The organism is Oceanobacillus sp. J11TS1 (assembly GCF_018333215.1).
Lineage (GTDB): Bacteria > Bacillota > Bacilli > Bacillales > Amphibacillaceae > Oceanobacillus.
In genome coordinates, this window is the sequence record NZ_BORO01000006.1 from 59,156 (window position 1) to 83,853 (window position 24,698).

Annotated in this window: 25 protein-coding genes, 1 pseudogene and 2 riboswitches; of the genes and pseudogenes, 22 read left to right on the top strand and 4 right to left on the bottom strand. The window is 39.5% G+C overall.

The genetic code is table 11. From position 1 onward, the window contains the following. Nucleotides 1-56: 56 nt before the first annotated feature. Nucleotides 57-181 (bottom strand): annotated as a pseudogene (locus KI343_RS06745) (spermidine acetyltransferase); the annotation flags it as partial. Between the two features lie 212 nt (nucleotides 182-393). Further along, a riboswitch (purine riboswitch) is annotated at nucleotides 394-494 on the top strand. 175 nt (nucleotides 495-669) lie between these two features. Between KI343_RS06745 and KI343_RS06750 the strand changes: the two are divergent. The 6 genes from KI343_RS06750 (at nucleotide 670) to KI343_RS06775 (ending at nucleotide 6,758) form a co-directional block, all read left to right on the top strand. After that, nucleotides 670-1,974 carry an NCS2 family permease gene (locus KI343_RS06750; RefSeq protein ID WP_212925677.1) on the top strand — a complete coding sequence of 435 codons (1,305 nt, stop codon included), beginning with the start codon at nucleotides 670-672 and terminating at the stop codon, nucleotides 1,972-1,974. 354 nt (nucleotides 1,975-2,328) lie between these two features. Then, nucleotides 2,329-3,024, top strand: coding sequence for a YehR family lipoprotein (locus KI343_RS06755; protein WP_212925678.1), 696 nt, complete (start codon nucleotides 2,329-2,331; stop codon nucleotides 3,022-3,024). Nucleotides 3,025-3,277: 253 nt separating this feature from the next. After that, nucleotides 3,278-3,985, top strand: coding sequence for a gamma-glutamyl-gamma-aminobutyrate hydrolase family protein (locus tag KI343_RS06760; RefSeq protein ID WP_212925679.1), 708 nt, complete (start codon nucleotides 3,278-3,280; stop codon nucleotides 3,983-3,985). 201 nt (nucleotides 3,986-4,186) lie between these two features. Further along, on the top strand, nucleotides 4,187-5,032 hold the full coding sequence (locus KI343_RS06765; RefSeq protein WP_212925680.1) for an ABC transporter ATP-binding protein: 846 nt from the start codon (nucleotides 4,187-4,189) through the stop codon (nucleotides 5,030-5,032). Then, nucleotides 4,965-5,732: an ABC transporter permease gene (locus tag KI343_RS06770; RefSeq protein ID WP_212925681.1), complete on the top strand. Its 768-nt coding sequence runs from the start codon at nucleotides 4,965-4,967 to the stop codon at nucleotides 5,730-5,732. Before KI343_RS06765 ends, KI343_RS06770 begins: the two co-directional genes overlap by 68 nt. A gap of 18 nt (nucleotides 5,733-5,750) precedes the next feature. Then, nucleotides 5,751-6,758, top strand: a complete 1,008-nt coding sequence (locus tag KI343_RS06775; RefSeq protein WP_212925682.1) for an aliphatic sulfonate ABC transporter substrate-binding protein — start codon at nucleotides 5,751-5,753, stop codon at nucleotides 6,756-6,758. A gap of 226 nt (nucleotides 6,759-6,984) precedes the next feature. On the opposite strand, the gene KI343_RS20025 is transcribed toward KI343_RS06775, so the two are convergent. The 3 genes from KI343_RS20025 to msrA are packed head-to-tail and all read right to left on the bottom strand — an operon-like array spanning nucleotide 6,985 to nucleotide 7,970. Beyond that, nucleotides 6,985-7,200 (bottom strand): hypothetical protein, encoded by a 216-nt coding sequence (locus tag KI343_RS20025; RefSeq protein ID WP_244856768.1) that lies wholly within the window; start codon nucleotides 7,198-7,200, stop codon nucleotides 6,985-6,987. Beyond that, nucleotides 7,197-7,421, bottom strand: a complete 225-nt coding sequence (locus KI343_RS20030; protein WP_244856770.1) for an SRPBCC family protein — start codon at nucleotides 7,419-7,421, stop codon at nucleotides 7,197-7,199. The genes KI343_RS20025 and KI343_RS20030 overlap by 4 nt, the downstream gene beginning before the upstream one ends. 24 nt (nucleotides 7,422-7,445) lie before the next feature. Further along, nucleotides 7,446-7,970 carry a peptide-methionine (S)-S-oxide reductase MsrA gene (gene msrA / locus KI343_RS06785; protein WP_212925683.1) on the bottom strand — a complete coding sequence of 175 codons (525 nt, stop codon included), beginning with the start codon at nucleotides 7,968-7,970 and terminating at the stop codon, nucleotides 7,446-7,448. 110 nt (nucleotides 7,971-8,080) lie between these two features. Here msrA and KI343_RS06790 point away from each other — a divergent pair, with 110 nt between their 5' ends. From KI343_RS06790 to KI343_RS06865, 16 genes are all read left to right on the top strand, one after another. Then, entirely contained in the window at nucleotides 8,081-8,623 is a 543-nt protein-coding gene (locus KI343_RS06790) for an MOSC domain-containing protein (protein WP_244856772.1), read from the top strand. Nucleotides 8,624-8,698: 75 nt separating this feature from the next. Further along, nucleotides 8,699-8,944, top strand: a complete 246-nt coding sequence (locus tag KI343_RS06795; RefSeq protein ID WP_212925684.1) for a hypothetical protein — start codon at nucleotides 8,699-8,701, stop codon at nucleotides 8,942-8,944. Between the two features lie 408 nt (nucleotides 8,945-9,352). Continuing rightward, nucleotides 9,353-9,967 (top strand): DUF2179 domain-containing protein, encoded by a 615-nt coding sequence (locus tag KI343_RS06800; RefSeq protein WP_212925685.1) that lies wholly within the window; start codon nucleotides 9,353-9,355, stop codon nucleotides 9,965-9,967. Between the two features lie 64 nt (nucleotides 9,968-10,031). Then, nucleotides 10,032-10,132, top strand: a riboswitch (purine riboswitch). Between the two features lie 410 nt (nucleotides 10,133-10,542). After that, nucleotides 10,543-11,034: a 5-(carboxyamino)imidazole ribonucleotide mutase gene (purE, locus tag KI343_RS06805; RefSeq protein ID WP_212925686.1), complete on the top strand. Its 492-nt coding sequence runs from the start codon at nucleotides 10,543-10,545 to the stop codon at nucleotides 11,032-11,034. Then, on the top strand, nucleotides 11,021-12,154 hold the full coding sequence (purK, locus tag KI343_RS06810; protein ID WP_212925687.1) for a 5-(carboxyamino)imidazole ribonucleotide synthase: 1,134 nt from the start codon (nucleotides 11,021-11,023) through the stop codon (nucleotides 12,152-12,154). Before purE ends, purK begins: the two co-directional genes overlap by 14 nt. Further along, nucleotides 12,151-13,446 carry an adenylosuccinate lyase gene (gene purB / locus KI343_RS06815; RefSeq protein ID WP_212925688.1) on the top strand — a complete coding sequence of 432 codons (1,296 nt, stop codon included), beginning with the start codon at nucleotides 12,151-12,153 and terminating at the stop codon, nucleotides 13,444-13,446. The genes purK and purB overlap by 4 nt, the downstream gene beginning before the upstream one ends. A gap of 13 nt (nucleotides 13,447-13,459) precedes the next feature. Next, nucleotides 13,460-14,173 (top strand): phosphoribosylaminoimidazolesuccinocarboxamide synthase, encoded by a 714-nt coding sequence (gene purC, locus KI343_RS06820; protein WP_212925689.1) that lies wholly within the window; start codon nucleotides 13,460-13,462, stop codon nucleotides 14,171-14,173. After that, complete coding sequence (gene purS / locus KI343_RS06825; RefSeq protein ID WP_212925690.1) at nucleotides 14,170-14,415, top strand: phosphoribosylformylglycinamidine synthase subunit PurS; 246 nt, start codon at nucleotides 14,170-14,172, stop codon at nucleotides 14,413-14,415. The genes purC and purS overlap by 4 nt, the downstream gene beginning before the upstream one ends. Before the next feature lie 2 nt (nucleotides 14,416-14,417). After that, nucleotides 14,418-15,104, top strand: a complete 687-nt coding sequence (purQ, locus tag KI343_RS06830; RefSeq protein ID WP_212925691.1) for a phosphoribosylformylglycinamidine synthase subunit PurQ — start codon at nucleotides 14,418-14,420, stop codon at nucleotides 15,102-15,104. Next, the gene (gene purL / locus KI343_RS06835) at nucleotides 15,088-17,316 is read left to right on the top strand and encodes a phosphoribosylformylglycinamidine synthase subunit PurL (RefSeq protein ID WP_212925692.1); all 2,229 of its coding nucleotides are present in this window, start codon (nucleotides 15,088-15,090) and stop codon (nucleotides 17,314-17,316) included. The genes purQ and purL overlap by 17 nt, the downstream gene beginning before the upstream one ends. Further along, nucleotides 17,292-18,698 carry an amidophosphoribosyltransferase gene (gene purF, locus KI343_RS06840; RefSeq protein ID WP_212925693.1) on the top strand — a complete coding sequence of 469 codons (1,407 nt, stop codon included), beginning with the start codon at nucleotides 17,292-17,294 and terminating at the stop codon, nucleotides 18,696-18,698. The genes purL and purF overlap by 25 nt, the downstream gene beginning before the upstream one ends. Nucleotides 18,699-18,730: 32 nt before the next feature. Beyond that, on the top strand, nucleotides 18,731-19,750 hold the full coding sequence (purM, locus tag KI343_RS06845) for a phosphoribosylformylglycinamidine cyclo-ligase (protein ID WP_212925694.1): 1,020 nt from the start codon (nucleotides 18,731-18,733) through the stop codon (nucleotides 19,748-19,750). After that, nucleotides 19,747-20,367, top strand: coding sequence for a phosphoribosylglycinamide formyltransferase (gene purN / locus KI343_RS06850; protein ID WP_212925695.1), 621 nt, complete (start codon nucleotides 19,747-19,749; stop codon nucleotides 20,365-20,367). The genes purM and purN overlap by 4 nt, the downstream gene beginning before the upstream one ends. Next, nucleotides 20,367-21,899, top strand: coding sequence for a bifunctional phosphoribosylaminoimidazolecarboxamide formyltransferase/IMP cyclohydrolase (purH, locus tag KI343_RS06855; RefSeq protein WP_212925696.1), 1,533 nt, complete (start codon nucleotides 20,367-20,369; stop codon nucleotides 21,897-21,899). The genes purN and purH overlap by 1 nt, the downstream gene beginning before the upstream one ends. 115 nt (nucleotides 21,900-22,014) lie before the next feature. Then, nucleotides 22,015-23,259: a phosphoribosylamine--glycine ligase gene (purD, locus tag KI343_RS06860; protein ID WP_212925697.1), complete on the top strand. Its 1,245-nt coding sequence runs from the start codon at nucleotides 22,015-22,017 to the stop codon at nucleotides 23,257-23,259. 244 nt (nucleotides 23,260-23,503) lie between these two features. Then, the gene (locus tag KI343_RS06865) at nucleotides 23,504-24,595 is read left to right on the top strand and encodes a glycerol dehydrogenase (protein ID WP_212925698.1); all 1,092 of its coding nucleotides are present in this window, start codon (nucleotides 23,504-23,506) and stop codon (nucleotides 24,593-24,595) included. Nucleotides 24,596-24,698: the final 103 nt, after the last annotated feature.

Below are 24,698 nucleotides of genomic sequence, written 5' to 3' on the forward strand. Positions count from 1 at the left end.
AATACCCCCACTTCAAATAAATCAGCAATGATTATTAAGTGGAGGGAGCGTTCAATATAGAGGTATTTTAACTCCGTCAAAGATTCATAAGGCTCTTCAAACCAATAAGACATAATGGAATTTTCGTTTTTAGCTCATGGATAAAGGGTAAATCCTTTTCTTCTAGTGCACGTAATCTCATCATTGTTCTCCTTCATAACGTTTATCAAGACAATTATAACATAAGGAACCATTTAAATAATAAGTAGCTGTGCATCATTAGCTTATTATCCGTGTCTACTGTTTCAACCCAGTCTAACTCATGTTTATGCTGCGAAAAACGAATATTAAATGTTTAATGATATATTTTTGTTCGTGTTTATTGACAAATATCATGTATATTAGTAATATAATAATATGAATTTAATAGAAATGCGTATAATCCCGGGGATATGGCCCAGAGTTTCTACCAGACTGCCGTAAATAGTCTGACTACGCAGCGTAGATAGCTTTGATTTCTTCAACATAATTGGAGAATGAAAAGTTATATTGTGCTGGTCCGATAGAAACTCTCAAATTAAGTTGAGAGTTTTTTTTCTTGGATAAGCATGATTTTGATAGAACGTACGTAATCGGGCTGGCTTCATGGGGTTGCGAGATTTTCTATAGAAAAATGGAGGAAGAAAATGCATGAGCAAATTTTTTGAATTTGAAAAGCTAGGTACGAATTTTCGAACAGAGTTTATAGCCGGCTTAACGACCTTTTTAGCGATGGCCTATATTTTATTCGTTAACCCGAGTATTTTAGGAGAAACGGGGATGAATCAGGAAGCGGTATTTGCTGCGACGGCAATTGCAGCTGCTTTCGGTTCAATCGTAATGGGGGTTCTAGCTAAATATCCAGTGGCTCTTGCTCCAGGTATGGGATTAAATGCATTCTTCACCTATACCGTAGTTATTGGTTTTGGTATTCCTTGGGAGACCGCACTTGCAGGTGTTTTAGCTTCAGGAATTATATTTATTGTTTTAACTTTAACGGGAATTCGCGAAATTATTATTAATGCTATTCCACCAAGTTTAAAGCAGGCAGTTGGAGCAGGTATCGGCTTATTTATTGCATTTATCGGTTTAAAGAATGCGCAGATTGTCCAAGAGGATCCAGCTACAATTATCGCACTTGGAGATTTGACATCTCCTACCGTTTTATTAGCAATTTTTGGGGTTATTATCTCGGTTATTTTAATGACCTTAGGTGTTAAAGCTGGTATCTTTTATGGAATGATTATTAGTTCTATTGCTGGCATGATTTTTGGTTTAATCCCTGTACCATCTGGTATTAGCGGTGTGATCAGCAATGCGCCTAGTTTAGCACCGACATTTGGGCAAGCATTCATCCATTTTGATCAAATTTTTTCCATGCAAATGCTTGTTGTTATTTTGACATTCTTATTTGTGAATTTCTTTGATACCGCAGGGACACTTGTTGCTGTTGCGACAAAAGCAGGAATAATGAAAGATAATAAATTGCCGAGAGCAGGTAAAGCATTGTTTGCAGATGCATCTGCCAGTGTGGTCGGGGCAGCTGTAGGTACTTCGACTACCACTTCTTTTGTAGAATCGACTTCTGGAGTAAGTGTAGGAGGGCGCTCAGGATTCACAGCAGTTGTAACAGGATGCTTCTTCTTATTAGCATTATTTTTCTCTCCTTTATTAAGCGTTGTGACAAATGAAGTGACAGCCCCAGCCTTGATTATTGTCGGTGTTTTAATGGCAAGCAGTTTGAAAGAAATTCCGTGGGATAAATTTGAAATTGCCGTACCAGCTTTCTTTACCGTATTGATGATGCCATTAACGGCTAGTATTGCAACAGGAATTGCGATTGGATTTATCTTCTATCCAATTACGATGCTGGTAAAAGGCAGGGCGAAAGAAATTCATCCGATTATGTATGTGCTGTTTGTTATCTTTGCATTGTACTTTATCTTTTTAACGTAAATATAAATATTAGAAATATGCAGGGAGAGTGTGGTTGTGTTCACTCTCCTCTTATTATATGAAGCTATATCTTTTTTTAATAAGGATGGAAAGTAGCCATTGTATTTTTCGGACTTTTTTACAAGTTGCATATCTAGGTACAAAGAAGTGTTTTTGTATTCCTTTCTGCCAGCAAAATAAGGGGGTTAGGGGTTAGAAGACTGATTAATAGGAAAAATGATGCAATTCTAAAAAGTGACGTGAATGGATAAGTGGTAAGTTTGTAGCCATGGCCCTATTGTAAAGTTTCTCGGGATTATATATGATTATGGAATAGTGTGAAAATTTCTATTGTATGAGAGAGGGAGATTAAAGTTGAAAAAATGGCTATTGTTGTGTATTGTATTTCTTCTTAGTATTGCGCTAGTTGCTTGCGGTTCCGGTGATTCAAAGGACGATGAATCTGCCAAAGATAATGATACGACAGAAGATACAGCAAATGATGCTGCCGCTGACGATGACACAGAAGAAAGTTCTAAAGAGAATGATACTGAAGAAAGCTCAAATGGTGATGAAGCTGCTGTAGAAGAAAATGATACAGAAGAAGAATCAGATACTGATTCAGAAGAAAATGCAGATAATGAAGCTGCTGCAGAGACCCCGGAATTTAACTTTGATCCAAACGGTGAAAATACAGTCACGCTTCAACTAGAGCAGGCTGGTGTTATTGTAAAACTTACTTATAAAGCTGATGGCGATATGGTTTATGAACAGACGGCAGATAATGAAATGCTTTACTCAGCCATTGGAGTAACGACGCCAGAGGAAGCGGAAGAGATAATGGCAGACGTTACCGCAGAATATCAAGAGGTAGAGGGAGTAACTCATAATATAGAATATCTGGAAGATAAAATGGTTGAATCTTTAACGGTAAATTTCGAGGAAGCTGATTTGAACGAAGTAGGCCAATTGACCGGATCTGAATTTGAAGGGAATGTAAGTAATGGCATCAGTCTGCAACAATCTGTTCAGATGTTGCTCGACCAAGGGTATGAAATTGTTGAGGAATAAATTTTAAAAGAAAATAACGGAATAGAAATCATCAAGATAAAAACCAAGACTCTTTGTGTTCAGATTTAGCAAAGAGTCTTGGTTTTTTGCTTAAACAAGAAAGCAGTATTTTAATGTAGTAATTCTTTTAGTACGCAGCTTAGTCAGAAGAAAAGGAATCACAAAATGAAATGCCTGCGTATAGAAGACACCAAAAGTATGGAAGAACGATATAATAAATACAAATTAAAACATATCGTGAGGGGGCAACGTGATGAAGCCGATTATTGGAGTAACAGCATCCATGGAAGTAGACGGAATGGAATATAAAATGAACTTGCGAAATATAAGAGCCATTGAACAAACTGGCGGGATTCCTGTTATTCTCCCGTATTATCATGATTATCAGGATATCGAAGCACTGCTTGATAAAATAGACGGTCTCTATCTTCCAGGAGGCTATGATATTGATCCTTCCTTATTTGGAGATAGTCCTCATCCGAAGCTCGGCATCATCATTCCGGAACGAGACCGATTAGAAAACGAGGTAATCTCTTATTTTTTAGATAAGGATAAGCCGATCCTGGGAGTGTGTAGAGGTTGCCAAATTTTAAATGTTGTTACGGGTGGCACCATGTATCAGGATTTGGATACGCAATATACAGGACAACTGATTCAGCATACCCAAAAAGCAGCTTTTCATCATCGCTCTCACTCTGTCAACATAACACCGTCTTCCTTATTGGGTAATTTAGTTCAAGCTACAGAAATCAAAGTAAACAGCTTTCACCACCAGGCAAATCGCACTCTTGGTAAAGATTTTATGATTTCTGCTGTGGCGGCCGATGGTGTTATGGAAGCTTTTGAAAGTAAGATACATCGATTTGTTTTAGGAGTGCAGTGGCATCCAGAGGGGTTAGTTAACCTTTCGGATGATCGGTCTCTGGCTATTTATCAAGGTTTTATTCAAGCGTGCAAATAAGAAAGCAATCCTTTTTGAGAGGGCTTAAGCTAGGCCCTTTTTAAAAATATTCTTTGTAAAACCCTTTTTGTAAAATATAAAATAAACGAAAAAGTCTGTTGACACTCAATGGTTTCAACTATATACTAAACTATAATTTTAAATCATAGTAAAAGTATAAGAATAAGTTGATTTTGAAGTAAAACAAAAGGAGGCATAGATATGGCTGGAATTCAAATAGAAAATGTACGGAAGACGTTTGAAAACAAAAAAGAAAAGAAGAGCCATACCGTTTTTGAAAACCTAAATCTACATATTAGTTCTGGGGAATTTGTTTCCTTATTAGGGCCTTCTGGATGTGGAAAATCAACACTGTTAAATATTGTTGCAGGGCTGGAACAGGCAACGGAAGGAACAGTAAAGGTAGATGGTAAGAAAATTGATTCGCCGGGTACGGATCGAGGTGTTGTTTTTCAAGAAGCTGCGTTGATGCCATGGATGACAGTCCTGGATAATGTCATATTCGCATTAAAAAAGAAAATGCGTAAGGAGGAGGCGAAAAAAAGAGCTGTTGAATTTTTAAAATTAGTTCATTTAAGTAAATTTATTGATTCCTATCCACATGAATTATCGGGAGGAATGAAACAAAGAGTGGCGATTGCTCGTGCATTTGCAATGGATCCAGCTATTTTATTAATGGATGAACCCTTTGGAGCGCTAGATGAACAAACACGTTCTAACCTTCATAAAGAGGTTCAATATATTTGGGCAACTAGCAGAAAAACAGTACTCTTCGTTACCCATAATATTCGAGAATCTATTTTGCTTTCCGACCGGATTATTTTAATGGGAACAAGGCCAGGCGGAATCATCGGAGAATTTAAAGTAGATTTGCCAAGACCTAGAAAGCAGGCAAGTGCAGAATTTATTGCACTTGAAGAGAAAATAATGGGTCAGCTTGCAGGAGAAATTGAGAAAGTTATGAGGGAGGAAATGGGTGATGACTACAATTCTCAGAAGGCTTCTCTTCTTTACAGTTCTAATCGTGATATGGGAGGGCATATATAGATTAAATTTGGCATTTGAGTTTCGTTCGACAACCCTTTTTCCATCTCCAATTGGCGCCGTTGTTCAGCTGTATAAAGGGTTCTTTGACACAGGGATTTTAACCAGCGCTTTGTTTACAAGTTTATTTCGAATTGCACTTGGATTTATTCTTGCGTTGATTATTGGTACCATTCTCGGGATTATTCTAGCCCGTTCCAAATTTGCAGATGAAACGCTGGGTTCCCTCGTGATTGCTCTTCAATCTGTTCCTAGTATCGTCTGGCTGCCAATCGCTCTACTTATTTTTCAAGGTGGCGGAACAGCAATTATTTTCATTATTGTCCTTGGTGGCACGTGGTCCATGACAATGAATATGCGAATGGGATTAAAAAATGTATCGCCTTTATATTTACAGGCTGCAAAAACAATGGGCTACAAGGGTTCAGAGCTGGTTTGGAAGGTAATGATTCCTGCATCTATTCCCTCTGCTTTAACGGGAGCGAGGCTTGCTTGGGCATTTGGCTGGCGAGCGCTGATGGCTGGGGAACTGCTGGGAACAGGCGGATTAGGTCGGACATTAATGGATGCAAAGGATTTTTACAATATGGATTTAGTTGTTGCTATTATCATTATTATTGCTACAACTGGTCTGATTATTGAATATCTCGTTTTTAATAAAATCGAAAATCGCGTTTTAGCTCGCTGGGGATATGCGAAATAAATAATGGGGGGAAGAGGAATGAAAAAGATAGGAACACTTTTTACAATTGGATTGCTTACACTTGTTTTGGCAGCTTGTGGATCGGATTCTGGGAGCAATGAAGGTGATTTAGAGGAAGTGAATATTGGATACTTTCCGAACTTAGATCATGCAGCAGGCATTGTAGGGAAGGAATTAAATTTTTTTCAGGATGAACTGGGCGACGTGAAGGCGGAGTTTCAGAACTTTCCAAATGGAAATGATTTCATCGATGCGCTGGATACGGGGTTAGTGGATATCGGTTATGTTGGACCGGGACCTGCAATTAATTATTTTCTTTCCGGCGGGGATATTGTTATTTTAGGTACAGCAGCCAATGGAGCTACTTTAATTGTTTCCCGTGAAGGTTCCGGCATTGAGGATTTAGACGATTTTGGAGGCAAATCTTTTTGTACCCCGGGAAATGGCTGTACGCATAATGTTCAATTAGAGATTATGCTGAAGGAGCTTGGACTAGAGTCTAATCGTGTCGGTGGAACGGTAGAACACCAGTCCCGTGTAGCACCTGCCAGCATGATTGGAATGTTTGAACAAGGGCAGATTGATGCAACGGCTGCTCCGGAACCATGGGGTACTTATCTAGTAGAAGAACTTGATGCCCATGTTGTTACGGAATGGGATGATGTATTTTTAGGAGAAACCTTGCCGAGTGTTGTACTGGTGACATCAAATGCGTTTTTAGAAGAAAACCCGGAAATAGTGGACCAGGTTCTTCGTGCTCATAAAGAATCCGTCGCGTTTACGCAAGAAAATACAGAAGATACTTTAACCGCAGTAAATGATACCATCTATGAACTGACGCAGACGAAACTTCCAGAAACCGTATTGGAAAAGGCATGGACACGAATGACAATTACGACAGAAACGCATGCAGATGCTCTGCAGGAATGGGCTGATGCCTCTTATGAATTAGGCTTTATGGAGCAAGAGCCTGATTTAGATGGGTTAGTTGATACGAGTCGTTTGGATGCTATTTTAGAAGAATAAACTTCATTATAAAACCCTGCAGCATAAGCTTTGCAGGGTTTCATAATGAAGCGAAACCGAAGATATAGCAGGCACAATGATAGCTTCTTTTACTATCAGAAAGTGGTTCAAGGGTTTTCAAGCTGGTTTATAAGCTCTGATTTTCAACATCTCATTTCGTTTAAATTAAGAAGAGAGACCTTCCAACATACTAGTTATCAGGTCCCTCCATAAATTTGAATCCGGCTTACTTGTTTTCAGCTAAAGATTTAATCACTTTAGAAGACGTTTTAGCAAATTCCACAGAAGCTTCGTAATAGTCTTCCCCTTGCTCTAAAAGAGAAAAGTCGCCAATTTTAATATATAATTTCGTGTTACCATCTATCTCCTCTAGCAAGTAACGGTAAGCAACTTCTCCTTGCTTAGGTTTGATTTTCCATCCTGTTCCGTGTAAATCAATCACAAGTTCTTTTTCTTTTCAGCTTTAATGATAGTAGTAATGGATTGCTCGCCATTTGGTAAATCCCAGACTACCTGACTACCTACAGTCATCGGCTCTTCGGGATAATCTTCGGGGAGTTCGTCCCATTGGGCTACATATTTAGGGAGTGTTAGCACGTCCCAAACGTTTTCTGAAGAGGCGTTTATTGTTATTTCTTCTTTTACGATAAGTTGGTTTTTCAATTGAATTCCTCCAAGTTAGTGAGCTTATGGACGCCAGTTTTCTGCGATAAATTCATCCCTGCCCGATTTGGCACGGTCTTCTTCGTATTCTGCTTTACTTTTTTTATAAAAATCCTGGTGATAATCTTCGGCAGGGTAAAAGACAGACGCTTCTTTAATCTCAGTAACAATCGGCTTGGCGAATCGACCGCTCTCAGCAAGAGCCTGCTTTGATTTTTCTGCTAATTCTTTCTGTTCTTCATTATGATAAAAGATAGCAGTTCGATATTGCTCCCCTCTATCTTGAAATTGTCCATCTGGATCAGTCGGATCAATTTGCGGCCAATATACATCGAGAATTGTTTGATAGTTTATTAGGGCATCATCATAAGTAATTTCCACAGCTTCGTAATGTCCAGTATTCCCTTGTTTAACTTGTTCATAAGTAGGATTTTCTAAATGTCCGCCTGTGTAACCAGATATAACTTGATGCACTCCGTCCCATTGATCAAACGGCTTTACCATGCACCAGAAGCACCCACCGGCAAATGTTGCTTTTTGTATTGTCATGTTAACTCCCCCTTAAGGCTTTTCAAAAGTCACGAAAATTTAGTAGAATGAAATTAATATATCATACTTCAGTATTTTTAGAAATAGGTGACATCATGGAAGAACCGTTTGTGCATAGGATTTTTAACAACAGGCAGAATGAGATAAAAAATAGTATGTTTTTATCGAGATTAGGATTTGCTAAAGAAAACCCAGAAAAAAAGAAAGCGATATTTGATAAAAGTATTTTTGCTTTTCCAATTAAGCACTATAATGAGGCCGGTACAGATAAGTTATTTACAGAACGTGCTGGCGAAAGGAAAGAAAACTTTTCTGTGTTAGAAATGGAGGAGCATTCCGTTTTTATTGGTGACATTTATCGTGTAGGAGAAGCAACCATCCAAGTATCGCAGCCTGGAATGTTATCGCAGAGAGAAATGGAAAATGGATTAAAAACGGGCTGGTATTTCCGAGTACTGGAAGAAGGTAAAATTCAACCGCAGAAAGATTTACAGTTGATAGAACGTCCAAACCCGCAGTGGTCTATTGCAGCGTGTAATGAAGTCATGTATTTAGACCGTGATAATTTATGGAGTGCGGATGAGTTGTTCCATTGTACGGATTTGGGCATTGTGTGGAGAAAAACATTGCGAAAGAGATTAAGAGGGTTTTAAATATCAGATTACTAGCGCTGTTTTTGAAACTTTGAACTGTATTGTATCGTAGAACTTTTAAAGGAGGAGAACATATTGAAAAAATATCTCGTCTTTACAGGAATTTTTTGCGTTTCTTTTTTAGTGCTTCAAATCGGTACAGGGATGTTACTCACTATGTTCTACACACCTGATGTTAACGCTGCATGGGAGCAGGCAGCTTTGTCATCAGAAACTACATTAGTTGGAACAAGTTCTTTTTCACCGCTTTTGATGGCTGTCATCGCATTGGTTATCACTTTTAGTACAACGAAGTTATTAAAGAATAATAGTATAATCTAGATGGAAGGGGAAATCAGATTCTCCTTCTTTTTTATATATTCTCGAGTAGAAACGGCAGCGTTTAAAAAATACCAAAATAACCATTCAAAATAAAGGAGAAATATGGTCTAGCTGTTTGTACAATATCATACGAATGAAGAAAAATCTTTTTCAACCATTTTCTGATGGCGTAACACATTAAAGTTGTGATAAGTTAGAATTCAATTTCATATTGCTAGTGTTTTAATTAAGTGAATAAAGGGAATCAATAAAAAGGTGTAGTGTCTTTTAAGAGGACGTTCAAAAAGTCCCTCTATCTTAACTTACCTTCTTGCTTCTAAATTTAGATACTTTTTAAAACCACTATTATAAACTACATTTTTCTTCAATATGAAGTTAAATCTCATTTAAGTACGAGGGGGAATCAATATGTTAGAGAATGTGCTCATTATGGTTGCAATTATTTTTATCGTCAATGTATTATACGTATCGCTGATGACAATCCGTATGATTCTGACATTAAAAGGAAGGACATATACTGCTGCATTTGTCAGTATGTTTGAAATGGTCATCTACGTTATTGGATTAGGGTTGGTGTTAGATAACCTTGATCAATTCCAAAACGTGATTGCTTATGCCGTTGGTTTTGCAATAGGTTTAATTATTGGTTCCAAAATTGAAGAAAAGCTTGCTCTTGGGTACATTACAGTTAATGTTGTTTCCGCAAATCCAGATTTGAAATTTACGCAGCGCTTGCGTGAAAAAGGTTATGGTGTAACAAGCTGGTCTTCCTATGGTATGGAAGGGGATAGACTTTCCGTTCAAATTTTAACTCCGAGAAAATATGAATTAAATTTATATCAAGCGATTCATGAAATCGATCCAAAGGCATTTATTATCTCTTATGAACCAAAACGAATTCACGGCGGATTCTGGGTCAAACAGGTTCGTAAGGGAAAATTATTGAAGAAAGAAAATAAAAAGAAAGAAAAGACACAAAATGAAATTCAGCCAAAGAGCACGCCGACAAAAACCGAACATTAATTAATTTCTAACACGAAATCGTTCGACATTCCCTTGATTTTTTCTTTTTTATTTGGTATGCTAAAGTCAACAATTGAAAATACCTCATATATACTTGAGAATATGGCTCAAAAGTTTCTACCCAGCACCGTAAATGACTGGACTATGAGGGAGGATGAGTCGCTGTTTGTGCAAACAGCGAATGTTGAATGATACTTATAAAAATACTGTTCAAAAGTCCAACAAATCAAATTTGAACAGTATTTAAACCAAGTCTATGCATCTTCTCTTATGGAAGGTGAATGGACTTTTTTAATGGTTTCTATTTTAGTTTATTATCTATTTTTCACTCAGTTGGAGCTTTTAAGATGTTTGGGATATGAAGGAATAAACAGCGGTCTTCGGCGGGGTGAGTAATCGCAGGCCCAGTCCCAGTGTGAAGAGGCTAAACGCAAGCCTGTGAAAAGCGTAGTGTATTTCTGGAACGGTAGCAACAACTCCATAAATTTTATTGAATCAATCAAAAGCCGAACGTTATTGTAATAACTACCTACTAAAATTCGTAGAAAACAATAAAAAACAGAAAGAGGGATTCGATGGCTCAAGTCGGTGTCATTATGGGAAGTATCTCAGATTGGGAGACGATGCAGCATACCTGTGCAGAGCTCGAAGCATTACATATCAGCTATGAAAAGGAAATCATTTCAGCTCACCGGACACCAGATGATATGTTTACCTATGCGCAGGGTGCACGGAAAAAAGGGTTGAAAGTCATTATTGCCGGAGCTGGAGGGGCAGCGCATTTGCCGGGAATGATTGCTTCGCAGACAACATTGCCGGTGATTGGAGTTCCTGTGGAAAGCAAAGCACTCCAAGGAATCGATTCTCTCTTGTCTATTGTTCAAATGCCCAGTGGTGTACCGACTGCAACCGTAGCGATTGGCAAAGCAGGTGCGAAGAATGCTGCTATCTTAGCAACACAAATTATTAGCACATTTGATGGAGAAGCAGAAAAAGCGTTAACGGAATATCGTACAGCAATGAAGGGTGCTGTCCAAGAAATGAGGGATAAGCTTGCAACCTATTAAAACGATTTTACCTCCACAGACGATTGGGATTATTGGCGGTGGCCAGCTTGGGCGAATGATGGCCATTGCTGCGAGATATATGGGATATCGAATTGTTGTTTTAGATCCTGCACCAAACTGTCCTGCGGCGCAAGTTGCGGATGGGCAAATTACCGCAGATTATGCGGATTTGTCAGCCGTAAAACAATTAATCGAACAAGCAGATGTGATTACATATGAATTTGAAAATGTAGATTTAGATGCTGCAGAACTTATCCAGAATGCAGGAAAACTTCCACAAGGAGCATTAGCTTTAGAGGTTACACAAACCCGGGAAAAAGAAAAGCAGCTTATTACTGATTTAGACCTTCCTGTTCCCGAATTTCGTATTGTGAAAACAGAAGAAGCATGTAAGGAAGCATTAGCAGCAATTCCACTTCCAGCGGTGATTAAAACTTGTCGGGGAGGTTATGATGGAAAAGGACAGCTGAAACTCACAACGGAAGAAGATAAAAAAGATGCTTTAGTATTTTTCGGGGAGCATGGTTATTGTATAATAGAGCGATGGATTCCTTTTGATAAAGAAATCTCGGTTGTCTTTAGCCGATCACAAGAAGGCAATATCACCTTTTTTCCGATTGCAGAGAATGAACATCGTGATCATATCCTATATCAGACCACTGTTCCAGCAACCATAGATGCTGCTTTGAGAGACAAGGCGTGTGCTATGACGGCGAAAGTTGCTGAACAAATGAATATTGTCGGGACATTTGCGATTGAGATGTTTGTCGATGAGGATATGATTTACATGAATGAAATGGCTCCAAGACCACATAATTCAGGGCATTATACGATTGAGGGGTGTAATGTATCGCAATTCGCGCAGCATATTCGGGCGATCTGTGGCTTACCATTAATTCCTGTCAGTCTGCACCAGCCAACCGCAATGATTAATATTTTAGGGGAATCCCTTCCAAAAGCGATCAAGTTTACCGTTAATCATAACTTTGGTTTTCTTCATCTTTATGGAAAAGATGAACCGAAAAAAAAGCGTAAAATGGGACATGCTACTTTTACAGCGGAAACAATGGAAGCTTTACGGAAACAATTGGATAATTTCAAGGAGGCAACACAATCATGATCGAGCGTTATACAAGAGAAGAAATGGGCAAAATTTGGACGGAAGAAAATAAATTTAAAGCGTGGCTAGAGGTAGAAATTCTAGCTTGTGAAGCATGGAGTGAACTCGGATTTATTCCAAAAGAAGACGTTAAAAAGCTGCGTGAGAAAGCTTCCTTTGATATCAATCGTATTTATGAAATTGAACAGGAGACACGCCATGATGTAGTAGCATTTACCCGTGCAGTTTCCGAAACATTAGGTGAGGAAAGAAAATGGGTTCATTACGGTTTAACCTCCACAGACGTCGTAGATACAGCCCTTTCTTATCTGTTGAAACAAGCAAATGAAATTTTAAGAGATGGCTTGCACCGCTTTATCCGTATTTTAGAAGAAAAAGCAAAAGAGCATAAACATACCGTGATGATGGGACGTACACATGGTGTCCATGCAGAGCCAACGACCTTTGGTTTAAAAATGGCTTTATGGTATGAGGAAATGAAGCGTAATTTGGAGCGTTTTGAACTTGCTGCCAAGAATGTGGAATTCGGTAAGCTTTCTGGAGCAGTTGGAACTTATGCCAATATCGATCCATTTGTAGAACAATATGTTTGTAAGGAGCTAGGTACATCACCTGCACCGGTTTCTACACAAACATTACAGCGTGATCGCCATGCAGCTTATTTATCCACACTAGCTTTGATTGCAACATCGATTGAAAAATTTGCAACAGAAATCCGTGGTTTGCAAAAGACCGAAACAAGAGAAGTAGAGGAGCGTTTTGCAAAGGGACAAAAAGGTTCCTCAGCAATGCCGCATAAGCGTAATCCAATTGGTTCAGAGAATATGACAGGGATGGCACGAGTTATCCGCGGTTATATGGTGACGGCATATGAAAATGTTGCCTTGTGGCATGAGCGTGATATTTCGCATTCCTCTGCAGAACGTATCATCTTGCCTGATGCAACCATTGCTCTAGATTACATGCTGCATCGATTTGGTAATATCGTAAAGAATTTAACGGTATTCCCTGAAAATATGAAGCGGAATATTGACCGTACACACGGTGTTATTTTCTCTCAACGTGTGTTGTTATCCTTAATTGATAAAGGGATGGCACGTGAGGAAGCTTATGATATCGTTCAGCCAAAAGCAATGGAAGCTTGGGAAACGGGCACGCATTTCAAAGAATTAGTGAAACGAGATGACCGTATTACCAATAAATTAACAAGAGAAGAAATCAATGACTGCTTTGACTACACGTATCATTTAAAGAATGTCGATCAAATCTTTACGAAAATTGGACTGGCTTAGGAGGAATTCCAACATGGAACTGGAGCTATTATATGAAGGGAAAGCAAAGAAGGTCTATCAATCCGACACGAATGTGAATCACTTGATACTATCGTATAAGAATGATGCAACAGCTTTTAATGGAGAGAAGAAAGCCCAGTTTTATGGGAAGGGGAGACTCAATAATGAGATCTCTTCCCTCCTCTTTAAGGCATTAGAAGACAAAGGAATTCAGTCGCATTTTATTAAACGATTGGATTCGTCTACGCAAATAGTTCAGAAAACAGATATTATTCCGCTAGAAGTGATAATTCGGAATATTGCGACAGGAAGTATTACAAAACGATTGGGAATCGCTGAGAAAACACTTTTTGAACCTGCTCTTGCAGAACTATTTTATAAGGATGACAGTTTAGGAGATCCATTGATTAATGATGAGCATGCGATGTACTTAACAGGTATAACCATGGAAGAATTAAATGGTATCAAAGAAGAGGCAAGAAAAATCAACCAAGCCTTAATGGAGATCTTTGCTTCTATTGGTGTTCGCCTTGTTGATTTTAAATTGGAATTCGGCAGAAACCGAGCAGGAAAGATTCTGCTATCTGATGAGGTATCACCAGATACTTGCAGACTATGGGATGCTAGAACGAATGAAAAGCTTGATAAAGATGTTTTTCGACAAGGTACAGGAGACTTAATTTCCGTATATGAAGAAATACTAAATCGTTTGGAGGCTAAGTTATGAGAAAGGTCAGGGTATACATTACATTAAAACAAGGTGTGTTAGATCCAGAGGGGAAAGCAATTCAAACTTCGCTTCATTCTTTAGATTATCCAGAAGTAGAAGATGTTCGTGTCGGGAAATATATTGAACTTCAAGTAAAGGAAGGGGCTGACTTAAAGGGAAGAGTGGCTCAGATGTGTGAGCAGTTATTGGCAAATCCGGTTATTGAAGATTATCAGATTGAGCTAGAGGGGGCCCGGTGATTGTGAAGGTAGCTGTTATTGTTTTTCCAGGTTCTAATTGTGACAGGGATATGTTCCATGCAGCGGGAGAGATTGCAGGCGCTGAAGCCAGTCTTGTTTGGTATACCGAAACGCATTTACTAGATAGTGTAGATGGCATTCTTATCCCAGGCGGCTTCTCGTATGGAGATTACCTGCGTTCTGGTTCGATGGCGTCTACATCGAATATGATGCATAAAATTCAGGAGCATGCAGAAAAAGGGAAGCCAGTATTAGGTGTCTGTAATGGATTTCAAATACTGACCGAAGCAGGACTTTTACCAGGTGCGTTAATGCGCAATAAAAATCTTTCTTTTATGTGTCATCAGGAGGAATTGATTGTCGAGGATAATGAGACAATTTTTACTAAATTGTATGAGAAAAAGCAAATCGTCCGCTTTCCGATTGCGCATGGAGAAGGCAACTATTTCTGTGATGAGGCAACGTTAAAAGAATTAAAAGATAATAATCAAATTGTATTTACTTATAAAAATAATCCGAATGGTTCGGTTGCGGATATTGCCGGTATTCGCAATAAGGCTGGCAATGTGCTTGGCATGATGCCGCATCCAGAACGGGCTGTAGAAGCATTATTAAGAAGTGAAGACGGGCTAAGCCTATTTCAATCTATGATTGCGAATTGGAGGAGCAGCAATGCAGTTAACGCATAATATGGATCCAGAGAAAATGGAACAAGATCGAATATATCGAGATATGGGTTTAAGTGACGAGGAGTTTGAGAAAATCAAAGCAATCCTCGGTCGCCGTCCTAATTTTACAGAGACTGGGATCTTCTCTGTCATGTGGTCGGAGCATTGCAGCTACAAAACATCTAAACCGCTATTAAGAAAGTTCCCTACGGAAGGTCCGTATGTTTTACAAGGTCCGGGAGAAGGAGCCGGAATTATTGATATTGGTGATGAGCAGGCAGTTGTTTTCAAAGTCGAAAGTCATAATCATCCATCTGCTGTAGAGCCGTATCAAGGTGCGGCAACAGGCGTGGGTGGAATTATTCGTGATGTGTTTTCGATGGGAGCCCGTCCAATTGCATTAATGAATTCTTTACGTTTTGGTCCTTTAACAACCAATCGTACAAGCTACCTGTTTTCTGAGGTTGTAGCTGGTATTGCTGGCTACGGAAATTGTGTTGGTGTTCCTACAGTTGGCGGGGAGGTACAATTTGATGACAGCTATGAAGATAACCCGCTAGTGAACGCAATGTGCGTAGGTATCATTAATCATAAAGACATACAAAAAGGAATTGCTGCCGGAATTGGCAACACCATTCTGTATGCAGGGCCGCCAACAGGAAGAGATGGTATCCATGGGGCTACGTTTGCTTCTGATGATTTAGCAGCGGATTCTAATAAAGACCGACCTGCTGTTCAAGTCGGTGATCCATTTATGGAAAAATTATTAATTGAAGCTTGCTTGGAAGTGATTCATTCGGACGCGCTCGTTGGAATGCAGGATATGGGTGCTGCTGGATTAACTTCTTCTGCGAGTGAGATGGCGAGTAAAGCAGGAACCGGATTGGAAATGAATTTAGACCTTGTTCCGCAGCGAGAGCAAAATATGACAGCCTATGAAATGATGCTCTCTGAATCGCAGGAGAGAATGTTGCTTTGCGTGAAGGCCGGACGTGAGCAGGAAATTATAGATATTTTTGAAAAATATGGTCTGAAATCTGTTCCGATTGGAAGAGTTATCCAGGAAAAAGTGTTTCGCATTAAACATTATGGTGAGGTCGTTGTAGACATTCCGGTGGATTCTTTGGCGGATGATGCACCTGTCTACCATATGCCATCGAGAGAAGCGGAATATTATCAAGCTTTTCAGCAAATGGAAGTGGACACACCATTTGTAAGTAATTATGGGGGCACCTTAAAACAATTATTACAACAGCCGACCATCGCAAGCAAAGAATGGGTGTATGACCAGTATGATTCGATGGTGCAAACCAATACGGTAGTTACACCAGGATCTGATGCGGCAATAGTCCGTATAAAAGGAACGGATAAAGCTTTAGCAATTACAACCGACTGCAATTCTCGTTATATTTATTTAGATCCAGCGGAAGGCGGGAAAATTGCTGTTGCAGAAGCTGCCCGTAACATTGTCTGCTCTGGAGCCAAGCCGCTAGGAATAACAGACGGATTAAATTTTGGAAATCCAACGAATCCAGAAATTTTCTGGCAAATGGAAAAAAGTGTAGAAGGTATGAGTGCTGCATGTAAAGCACTGAATACACCAGTTATCAGCGGAAATGTTTCCTTATATAATCAATCTAAAGGAAAGTCTATTTATCCTACGCCGGTTGTTGGCATGGTCGGATTGCATGAGTCGACAGCGCATATTACGCCAAGCTTCTTCCAAGAAGCAGGGGATATGATTTATCTGATTGGAGAAGCACGGAATGATTTTGGTGGCAGTGAATTGCAGTTTATCCAAAACGGAAAGTATGAAGGGAAAGCCCCGCAGCTCGATTTAAATCTGGAAGCAGAGCGTCAGGAAAAATTACTCCATTTAATTCAAAAAGGTGCGCTTCAATCTGCGCACGACCTTGCAGAGGGCGGATTGGGCGTTGCCCTAGCAGAATCTTTATTCCAAAACAAAAAACTTGGTGCAGAGGTGGTCATTTCTGGCGATGCAACTATTGAGCTGTTTAGTGAAACACAATCACGTTTCCTTGTTACGGTAAAGCCGCATAATCAAGCAGCTTTTGAAGAAGTATTTACAGATGCAGCAAAACTTGGTCAAGTAACAGCAGAAAATCAACTAATTGTAACATCGAATAATGAAACAATTCTTCAAGAAGATGTGGCAGAATTAGAAACGCTTTGGAAAGGAGCTATTCCATGCTTGCTGAAATCAAAGGCATAAACGAAGAATGTGGCGTATTCGGAATTTGGGGACATGATAAAGCAGCAGAATTAACCTATTATGGATTGCACTCCTTGCAACATCGTGGTCAGGAAGGTGCCGGAATTGTTGTTAGCAAAGATAAACAGTTAAAAGGACATAAACAACTCGGATTGGTAAATGATGTCTTTAAGCATGTGAAATTTGATGATTTAAGCGGGAAAATTGCCTTAGGACATGTAAGATACGCAACACAGGGTGGAAAAGGACTTGAAAATGTGCAGCCCCTTTTATTTCAGTCACTTACTAGTGGCATGGCTTTAGCGCATAATGGGAATTTAATGAACGCAACGGCATTACGTGAAGAGCTGGAAAAAGAGGGAAGTATCTTTCAAACTACTTCCGATACAGAAGTATTAGCGCATTTGATAAAACGAAGCGGGGAAGTATCAGAGGTAACAATCTCTGAAGCTCTCAACCGTGTCAAAGGTGCTTACGCCTATCTTGTTCTAGAAGATGATACCTTATATGCCGCCTTGGATCCGTCCGGGATAAGGCCACTATCCATTGGTAGAATAGGAGAAGCTTATGTGATTGCTTCAGAAACTTGTGCTTTTGATCAAATTGGAGCCACTTTTGAGAGAGAAGTACTACCAGGAGAATTAATTAAAATTAATCAAGAGGGTCTTACTGCCTTTCGATTTGCACCACGCGATAAGAGGCAAATGTGCGCAATGGAATATGTCTATCTTTCTAGGCCGGACAGTGATGTAAACTATGTGAATGTGCATGCCTCTCGTAAACAAATGGGAAAAGAGTTGGCGAAAGAAGCACTTATTGAAGCGGATTTAGTTATTGGTGTGCCGGATTCCAGCATTTCAGCAGCGATTGGCTACGCAGAAGAAAGCAACCTTCCTTATGAAATGGGTATTATCAAAAACCGTTATGTGGGAAGAACTTTTATTCAACCCTCCCAGGAGTTAAGAGAACTAGGAGTGAAGATGAAGCTTTCCCCGGTTAACAGTATAGTGGAGGGAAAACGTGTCATTATGATTGATGATTCGATTGTTCGGGGAACAACAAGCAGACGAATTGTGAAAATGCTAAAAGACGCTGGTGCAAGTGAAGTCCACGTACGTATTGCTTCTCCAACTATTACGAATCCATGTTATTACGGTATTGATATGTCTACAAAGGAAGAGTTAATTGGAGCAAACAATACTATTGAAGAAATTGGTGAAATCATTGGAGCAGACAGTATTGCTTACCTGTCTGAAGAAGGGCTGGAAAAAGCTATTATAAAGGATAAAACCATAAATCAAGGTGTATGTATGGCTTGTATGACCGGCTTGTACCCTGTTGCTCCAGGTGGAGAGAAGGAAATGGACACCTCAAAGTGTTAAAATCAAAAATCACGTTGGAGGGTAAAAATGATATGTCGGATCTTTATAAAAAAGCTGGGGTAGATGTAGAAAAAGGCTATGAAGCGGTAGAAAGAATGCAAAAACATATTCAAAAAACCCATCGAAAAGAGGTGCTGGGCTCATTAGGGTCTTTTGCTGGCGTCTTTGATTTATCCTCCTTTTCTTACGATGAGCCTGTCCTGCTCTCAGGAACAGATGGGGTTGGCACGAAACTAAAGTTTGCCTTTGAACTGGATAAGCATGATACGGTAGGTATTGACTTAGTGGCTATGTGTGTCAATGATATTGCTGCTCAAGGAGGAGACCCGCTTTTCTTTTTAGATTATATTGCTTGTGGAGAAAATGACCCAGCGCAGATTGAGGAGATTGTATCAGGAATTGCTGCAGGATGTCAGGAAGCAAATGCTTCGTTAATCGGCGGAGAAACAGCTGAGATGCCAGGCATGTATGCTGCAAATGAATATGATTTAGCTGGTTTTGTGGTTGGCATCGCAGAAAAAAAAGCAATCATTACAGGGGAAAGCCTCAAAGAAGGAGATATCCTTATTGGTTTAGCATCCAGCGGGCTTCATTCTAATGGCTATTCTCTCGTTCGAAAGCTTATTGAAGGTTTTGATTTAGAAAAAACGTATGAAGGATTATCGAAGCCTTTGGGTGAAGTTGTTATGACCCCCACAAAAATTTATACAAAAGCAATTCGATCTATCAAAGAAAAGGTCCATATTAAAGGAATTGCGCATATTACAGGTGGTGGATTTGATGAGAATATTCCACGAATGTTCACCGCAGGTCTTGGTGCAGTGATACAGGAGGGGACTTGGAGTGTTCCGGAGATTTTTCCATTCTTGAAAAGGCTTGGGGAAATGGACGCTCGTGAAATGTATCGTGTTTTTAATATGGGAATTGGAATGGTCATTGCCGTGGCCAAAGAAGATCAGCAGGCAGTCTGTGAAGTTTTAGAGGGGAATAATATCGAAGCAGCTGCTATTGGTCACGTCATGCAAGGTGAAGGGGTGCAAATTTCTTCATGAAACAGCGAGCTGGTGTATTTGCATCAGGAACAGGAAGTAACTTTGAAGCGATGATGCAAGATGAAAAAATTGCGAGCTCTATTGCTTTGCTCGTTTGCGATAAACCAGGAGCATCTGTAATAGAAAAAGCTAAAAGCTTAAGCGTTCCGACGCTTGTGTTTGATCCAAAGCAATACCCTTCCAAGCAAGCCTATGAAGCCGTTATTTATGAAAAAATGCAATCTTTTCAAGTAGAATGGATATTCCTAGCCGGTTATATGCGTCTTATTGGGGAAACCCTGCTGGCACACTATGAAGGACGAATTGTTAATATTCACCCATCGCTTTTACCGAGCTTTCCCGGAAAAAATGCGATTGGACAAGCATTGCAGGGAGCTGTCTCGAAGACAGGGGTAACCATACACTATGTAGATAAAGGAATGGATACGGGTCCCATCATTGCACAGGAAGAAGTTCCAATTATTCAAGGCGAAACAGAAGAACAGTTAAAATTACGAATTCAAGCGGTGGAGCATTGCTTATATCCGAGAGTCATTAAACAACTTATTACAGATAAATGTCCGCAAAACTCCCCAGAAAAAATTTCATCTAAGAAAAATGGAACGGAGGAATTATAATGAAAAAACGTGCGCTCATTAGTGTATCTGACAAAACAGGTATTGTAGAATTTGCAAAAAAATTAGAGGGGAAAGGCTATGAAATTTTATCTACTGGAGGAACGATTCGATTATTAAAAGATTCTGGCGTTCAAGCTATTCCTGTAGAGGAAACAACGAATTTCCCGGAAATTCTTGATGGTAGAGTAAAAACATTACATCCAAAGATTCATGGCGGACTTTTGGGGAAACGTTCCAATGAGAATCACCGTGCACAAATGGAGGAGCATCAGATTGCTCCGATTGATTTGGTTGCAGTAAACCTTTACCCATTTAAAGAAACGGTTCAAAAACCAGACGTGACACAGGATGAAGTTATTGAAAATATTGATATTGGCGGACCTTCCATGCTTCGTTCTGCTGCGAAAAATTTTGTGGACGTATTAGTTGTCGCAGATCCTATGGATTATGAAGCAGTTTTAGAAGCAATTGAAAATAAAGCGGACTCTTATGCCTTTCGTCAGCAATTAGCGGCAAAAGTTTTTAGACATACTGCACACTATGATGCAATGATTGCTTCTTATTTTCAAACACAAACGAAAGAAGAATTCCCGGAAATCTATACCGTTACATATGAAAAAGTACAAGACCTGCGTTATGGGGAAAATCCGCATCAGCAGGCAGCCTTTTATAAAACGTCTATTCAGTCCTCTGCTACTTTGGCAACAGCAAATCAATTACACGGTAAAGGGCTATCTTACAATAATATTCAAGATGCCAATGCGGCATTAGAAATTTTACGTGAATATAAAGAACCTGCCGCAGTTGCTGTAAAGCATATGAATCCATGCGGAATTGGTATCGGTGAAACACTTGCAAAAGCATTTAAGCGAACTTATGAAGCGGATCCTGTTTCTATTTTTGGCGGTATTGTTGCTTGCAATCGACCTGTTGATTTACAGACTGCAGAGCAGCTTCGGTCTATTTTTTTAGAAATTGTTGTTGCGCCTTCTTTTGATAAGGATGCGTTTGACTTATTGACTGAAAAGAAAAATATCCGTTTATTAGAACTAGATGTTTCGAATCAGCAAGAACAGCAAGAACGATTGACAATGGTTGATGGCGGCGTGCTTATTCAAGACGTAGACAGAAAAGAAGTACAAGCAGATGAATTAGAAGTAGTTACGGATAAAAAACCAACGGAAGCAGAAATAGCCGATTTACTATTCGCTTGGAAAGCAGTCAAACATGTGAAATCTAATGCGATTGTACTTGCAAAGGATACACAGACGATTGGGGTTGGAGCCGGACAAATGAATCGTATTGGGGCTGCCGAAATTGCCATCAAGCAAGCTGCAGAAAAGGCAAAGGGAGCAGTTCTTGCCTCAGATGCATTTTTCCCGATGCCGGATACAGTAGAAGCTGCAGCAAAAGCTGGCATAACAGCAATCATTCAGCCTGGCGGGTCAAAGCGTGACCAGGACTCCATTGATGTATGTAATAAGTATGGTGTAGCGATGGTTTACACATCTGTCCGTCATTTTAAACATTAACCGTATTGCTTCTGGATAAGTTTATTGATTGATTTAGTAATAAAGCGATATGGATAGGAAGCCAAAGGTCGAAGTACCATTTTATTTTGAGATACTGGAATCGGAGGGGTTGGACTTGAAAATATTAGTGGTAGGACGTGGCGGCAGAGAGCACAGCATTGTTAAAAAGCTAAAGGAAAACAAACAAATCCAAAAAATTTATGTCGCACCTGGAAATGCTGGGATGGAAGAAGACGCAGAATGTATTTCCATTGATGAAATGAACATAGAAGATCTAGTGTCTTTTGTCAAAGAAGCAGCAGTTGATCTAACTATTGTTGGTCCTGAGAATTCATTAAACGCTGGAATCGCAAATAGATTCCAAACGGAAAATTTGACTATTTTTGCGCCAACCCAAGAAGCATCCTGGCTAGAAGGCAGTAAAAGTTACGCAAAGGATTTTATGAAAAAATATGCTATTCCTACTGCTTCCTACGGCGTTTTTCAAGATGCGGACGAAGCAAAAAAACACGTCGCTGAAATGGGTGCTCCTATTGTGATTAAAGCAGACGGTTTGGCAGCCGGAAAAGGTGTAATAGTAGCAATGACTGAAGAAGAGGCATATCAAGCGATTGATGATATGCTCATTTGTAAGGCATTTGATCAGGCTGGCTCCACGATTGTTATTGAAGCGTATTTAGAAGGAGCTGAATTCTCTTTAATGGCATTTGTCCATGAAGATAAGGTCTACCCGATGATGGCTGCAAGAGATTATAAACGAGCATATGACAATGATGAGGGGCCAAATACGGGAGGAATGGGAGCATTTGCGCCAATCCCAGATTTAACGAAGGAAGCTTATCAGTTTTCTGTAGAGCAAATTCTTAAGAAAACAGCAGAGGGCATGATGAGTGAAGGAAGATCTTTTACTGGGATCCTTTATGCAGGCTTAATTCTGACAAAGTACGGACCAAAAGTTATTGAGTTCAACACCCGTTTCGGGGATCCAGAAACACAGGTAGTCCTTCCATTATTAAAGAATGATTTAGTCCAGGTAATACAGGATGTACTTGAGAAGAAGGAGCCGAATTTAGAATGGCATGAAGAAGCCTGCGTCGGCGTTGTTCTTGCTTCGAAAGGATACCCGGGGACTTATAAGATAGGGGAAAGAGTTCCCAAATTTGATGATAAAAAAGATACCTATATTATTCATGCAGGAACGAAAAAAGACAATGAAAGCCTTGTGTCAGATAGCGGAAGAGTACTTCTCGTCGGTGGTCGTGCAGAAACTCTTTCAGAAGCTGCAAGGAAAGTATATGCTCAGCTTGATCAAGTAGAATTAAAGAATAACTTTTATTATCGGAGTGATATCGCTAAATAAAGAAATAAAAATGCAAAAGATATTATAAATCTTTTGTATTTTTATTTTGCCTTTCAAAAATTTGATTTTGAAAGCTTCATTAAGTAATATGCTCATAATTAATTGAAGGTTTGTTCGTTAAAATAAGAAAAAGTAGGATGCTCAGATGTTCAATGAAATTTCGTATATTTTAATTTGTGAAATGTTTCACAAATTGTGAACGCTATGTTACAATAAAATCAAATCTTAGAAATGGAGTGATCACATGTCAACCATTATTTTTACCTCACCAAGCAAATATATTCAAGGAAAAGGAGCTTTGAATGATCTAGGCAAACATGTAAACGCCATCGGTAAGAAGCCATTAGTTATTTCCGATGAAGTAGTTTGGGATATCACTGGAGATACCATTCAAAACAGTTTAAAGTCTGAAGAATTAGATTTTCATTTTGTCCAATTTAATGGGGAAGCTTCCTTAAATGAAGTAAAGCGCATTGCGGATGAAGGAAAACAGGGTGATGTTGATTTTGTAATTGGTGTTGGGGGAGGAAAAACACTCGATACTGCAAAAGCTGTTGCTGATGAGCTTGAGGTCAGTGTTGTTATTGTCCCTTCCACTGCTTCAACAGATGCGCCAACAAGCGCTTTATCTGTTATTTACAATGATGAGGGCGTGTTTGAATCCTATAAATTCTATAATAAAAATCCGGAGCTCGTGCTTGTAGACACAAAAGTAGTTGCTGGTGCACCTCCTCGTTTATTTGCTTCTGGAATTGCGGATGCCCTTGCCACATGGGTGGAAGTTCGAGCAACGATTAAAAGTAATGGAGACGCTATGGCAGGAGGGAAGACAAGTATTGCTGCCCGTGCCATTGCAGAAGCATGTGAGAAAACATTGTTTGCTTATGGGAAAGCAGCATATAAAGCGGTCGAAAAAGGCCTGGTGACAAAGCAGGTTGAAGCTGTTGTGGAAGCGAATACCCTTTTATCAGGACTAGGCTTTGAAAGTGGCGGGCTAGCTGGTGCGCATGCAATTCATAATGGTTTCACTGTACTTGATGGGGATATTCATCACTTAACACATGGAGAGAAAGTTGCATACGGAACACTGACGCAGCTGGTACTTGAACTTCATCCAGAAGAAGAAATTCAAAAATATATTGAATTCTACCGTTCCTTAGGCTTGCCAACAACATTGAAAGAAATGCACTTAGACGAAGTTTCTTACGAAGATTTACGAAAAGTTGGAGAAGCAGCAACCCAAGAAGGCGAAACAATGAGCAATCTTTCTGAAGAAATTAAGGCAGATGATATTGCGGATGCGATTTTAGCCGTTGATCAGTTAAGTAAGAAATAAAATGATTACGAAGCCTTTTTTAATTGCGTTTTATCTTAACATGAAGAAGCAAAGGTAAGTCCAGAATGCAAACTTGTTGTTCAGCAGATAAGGCTCAAATCAT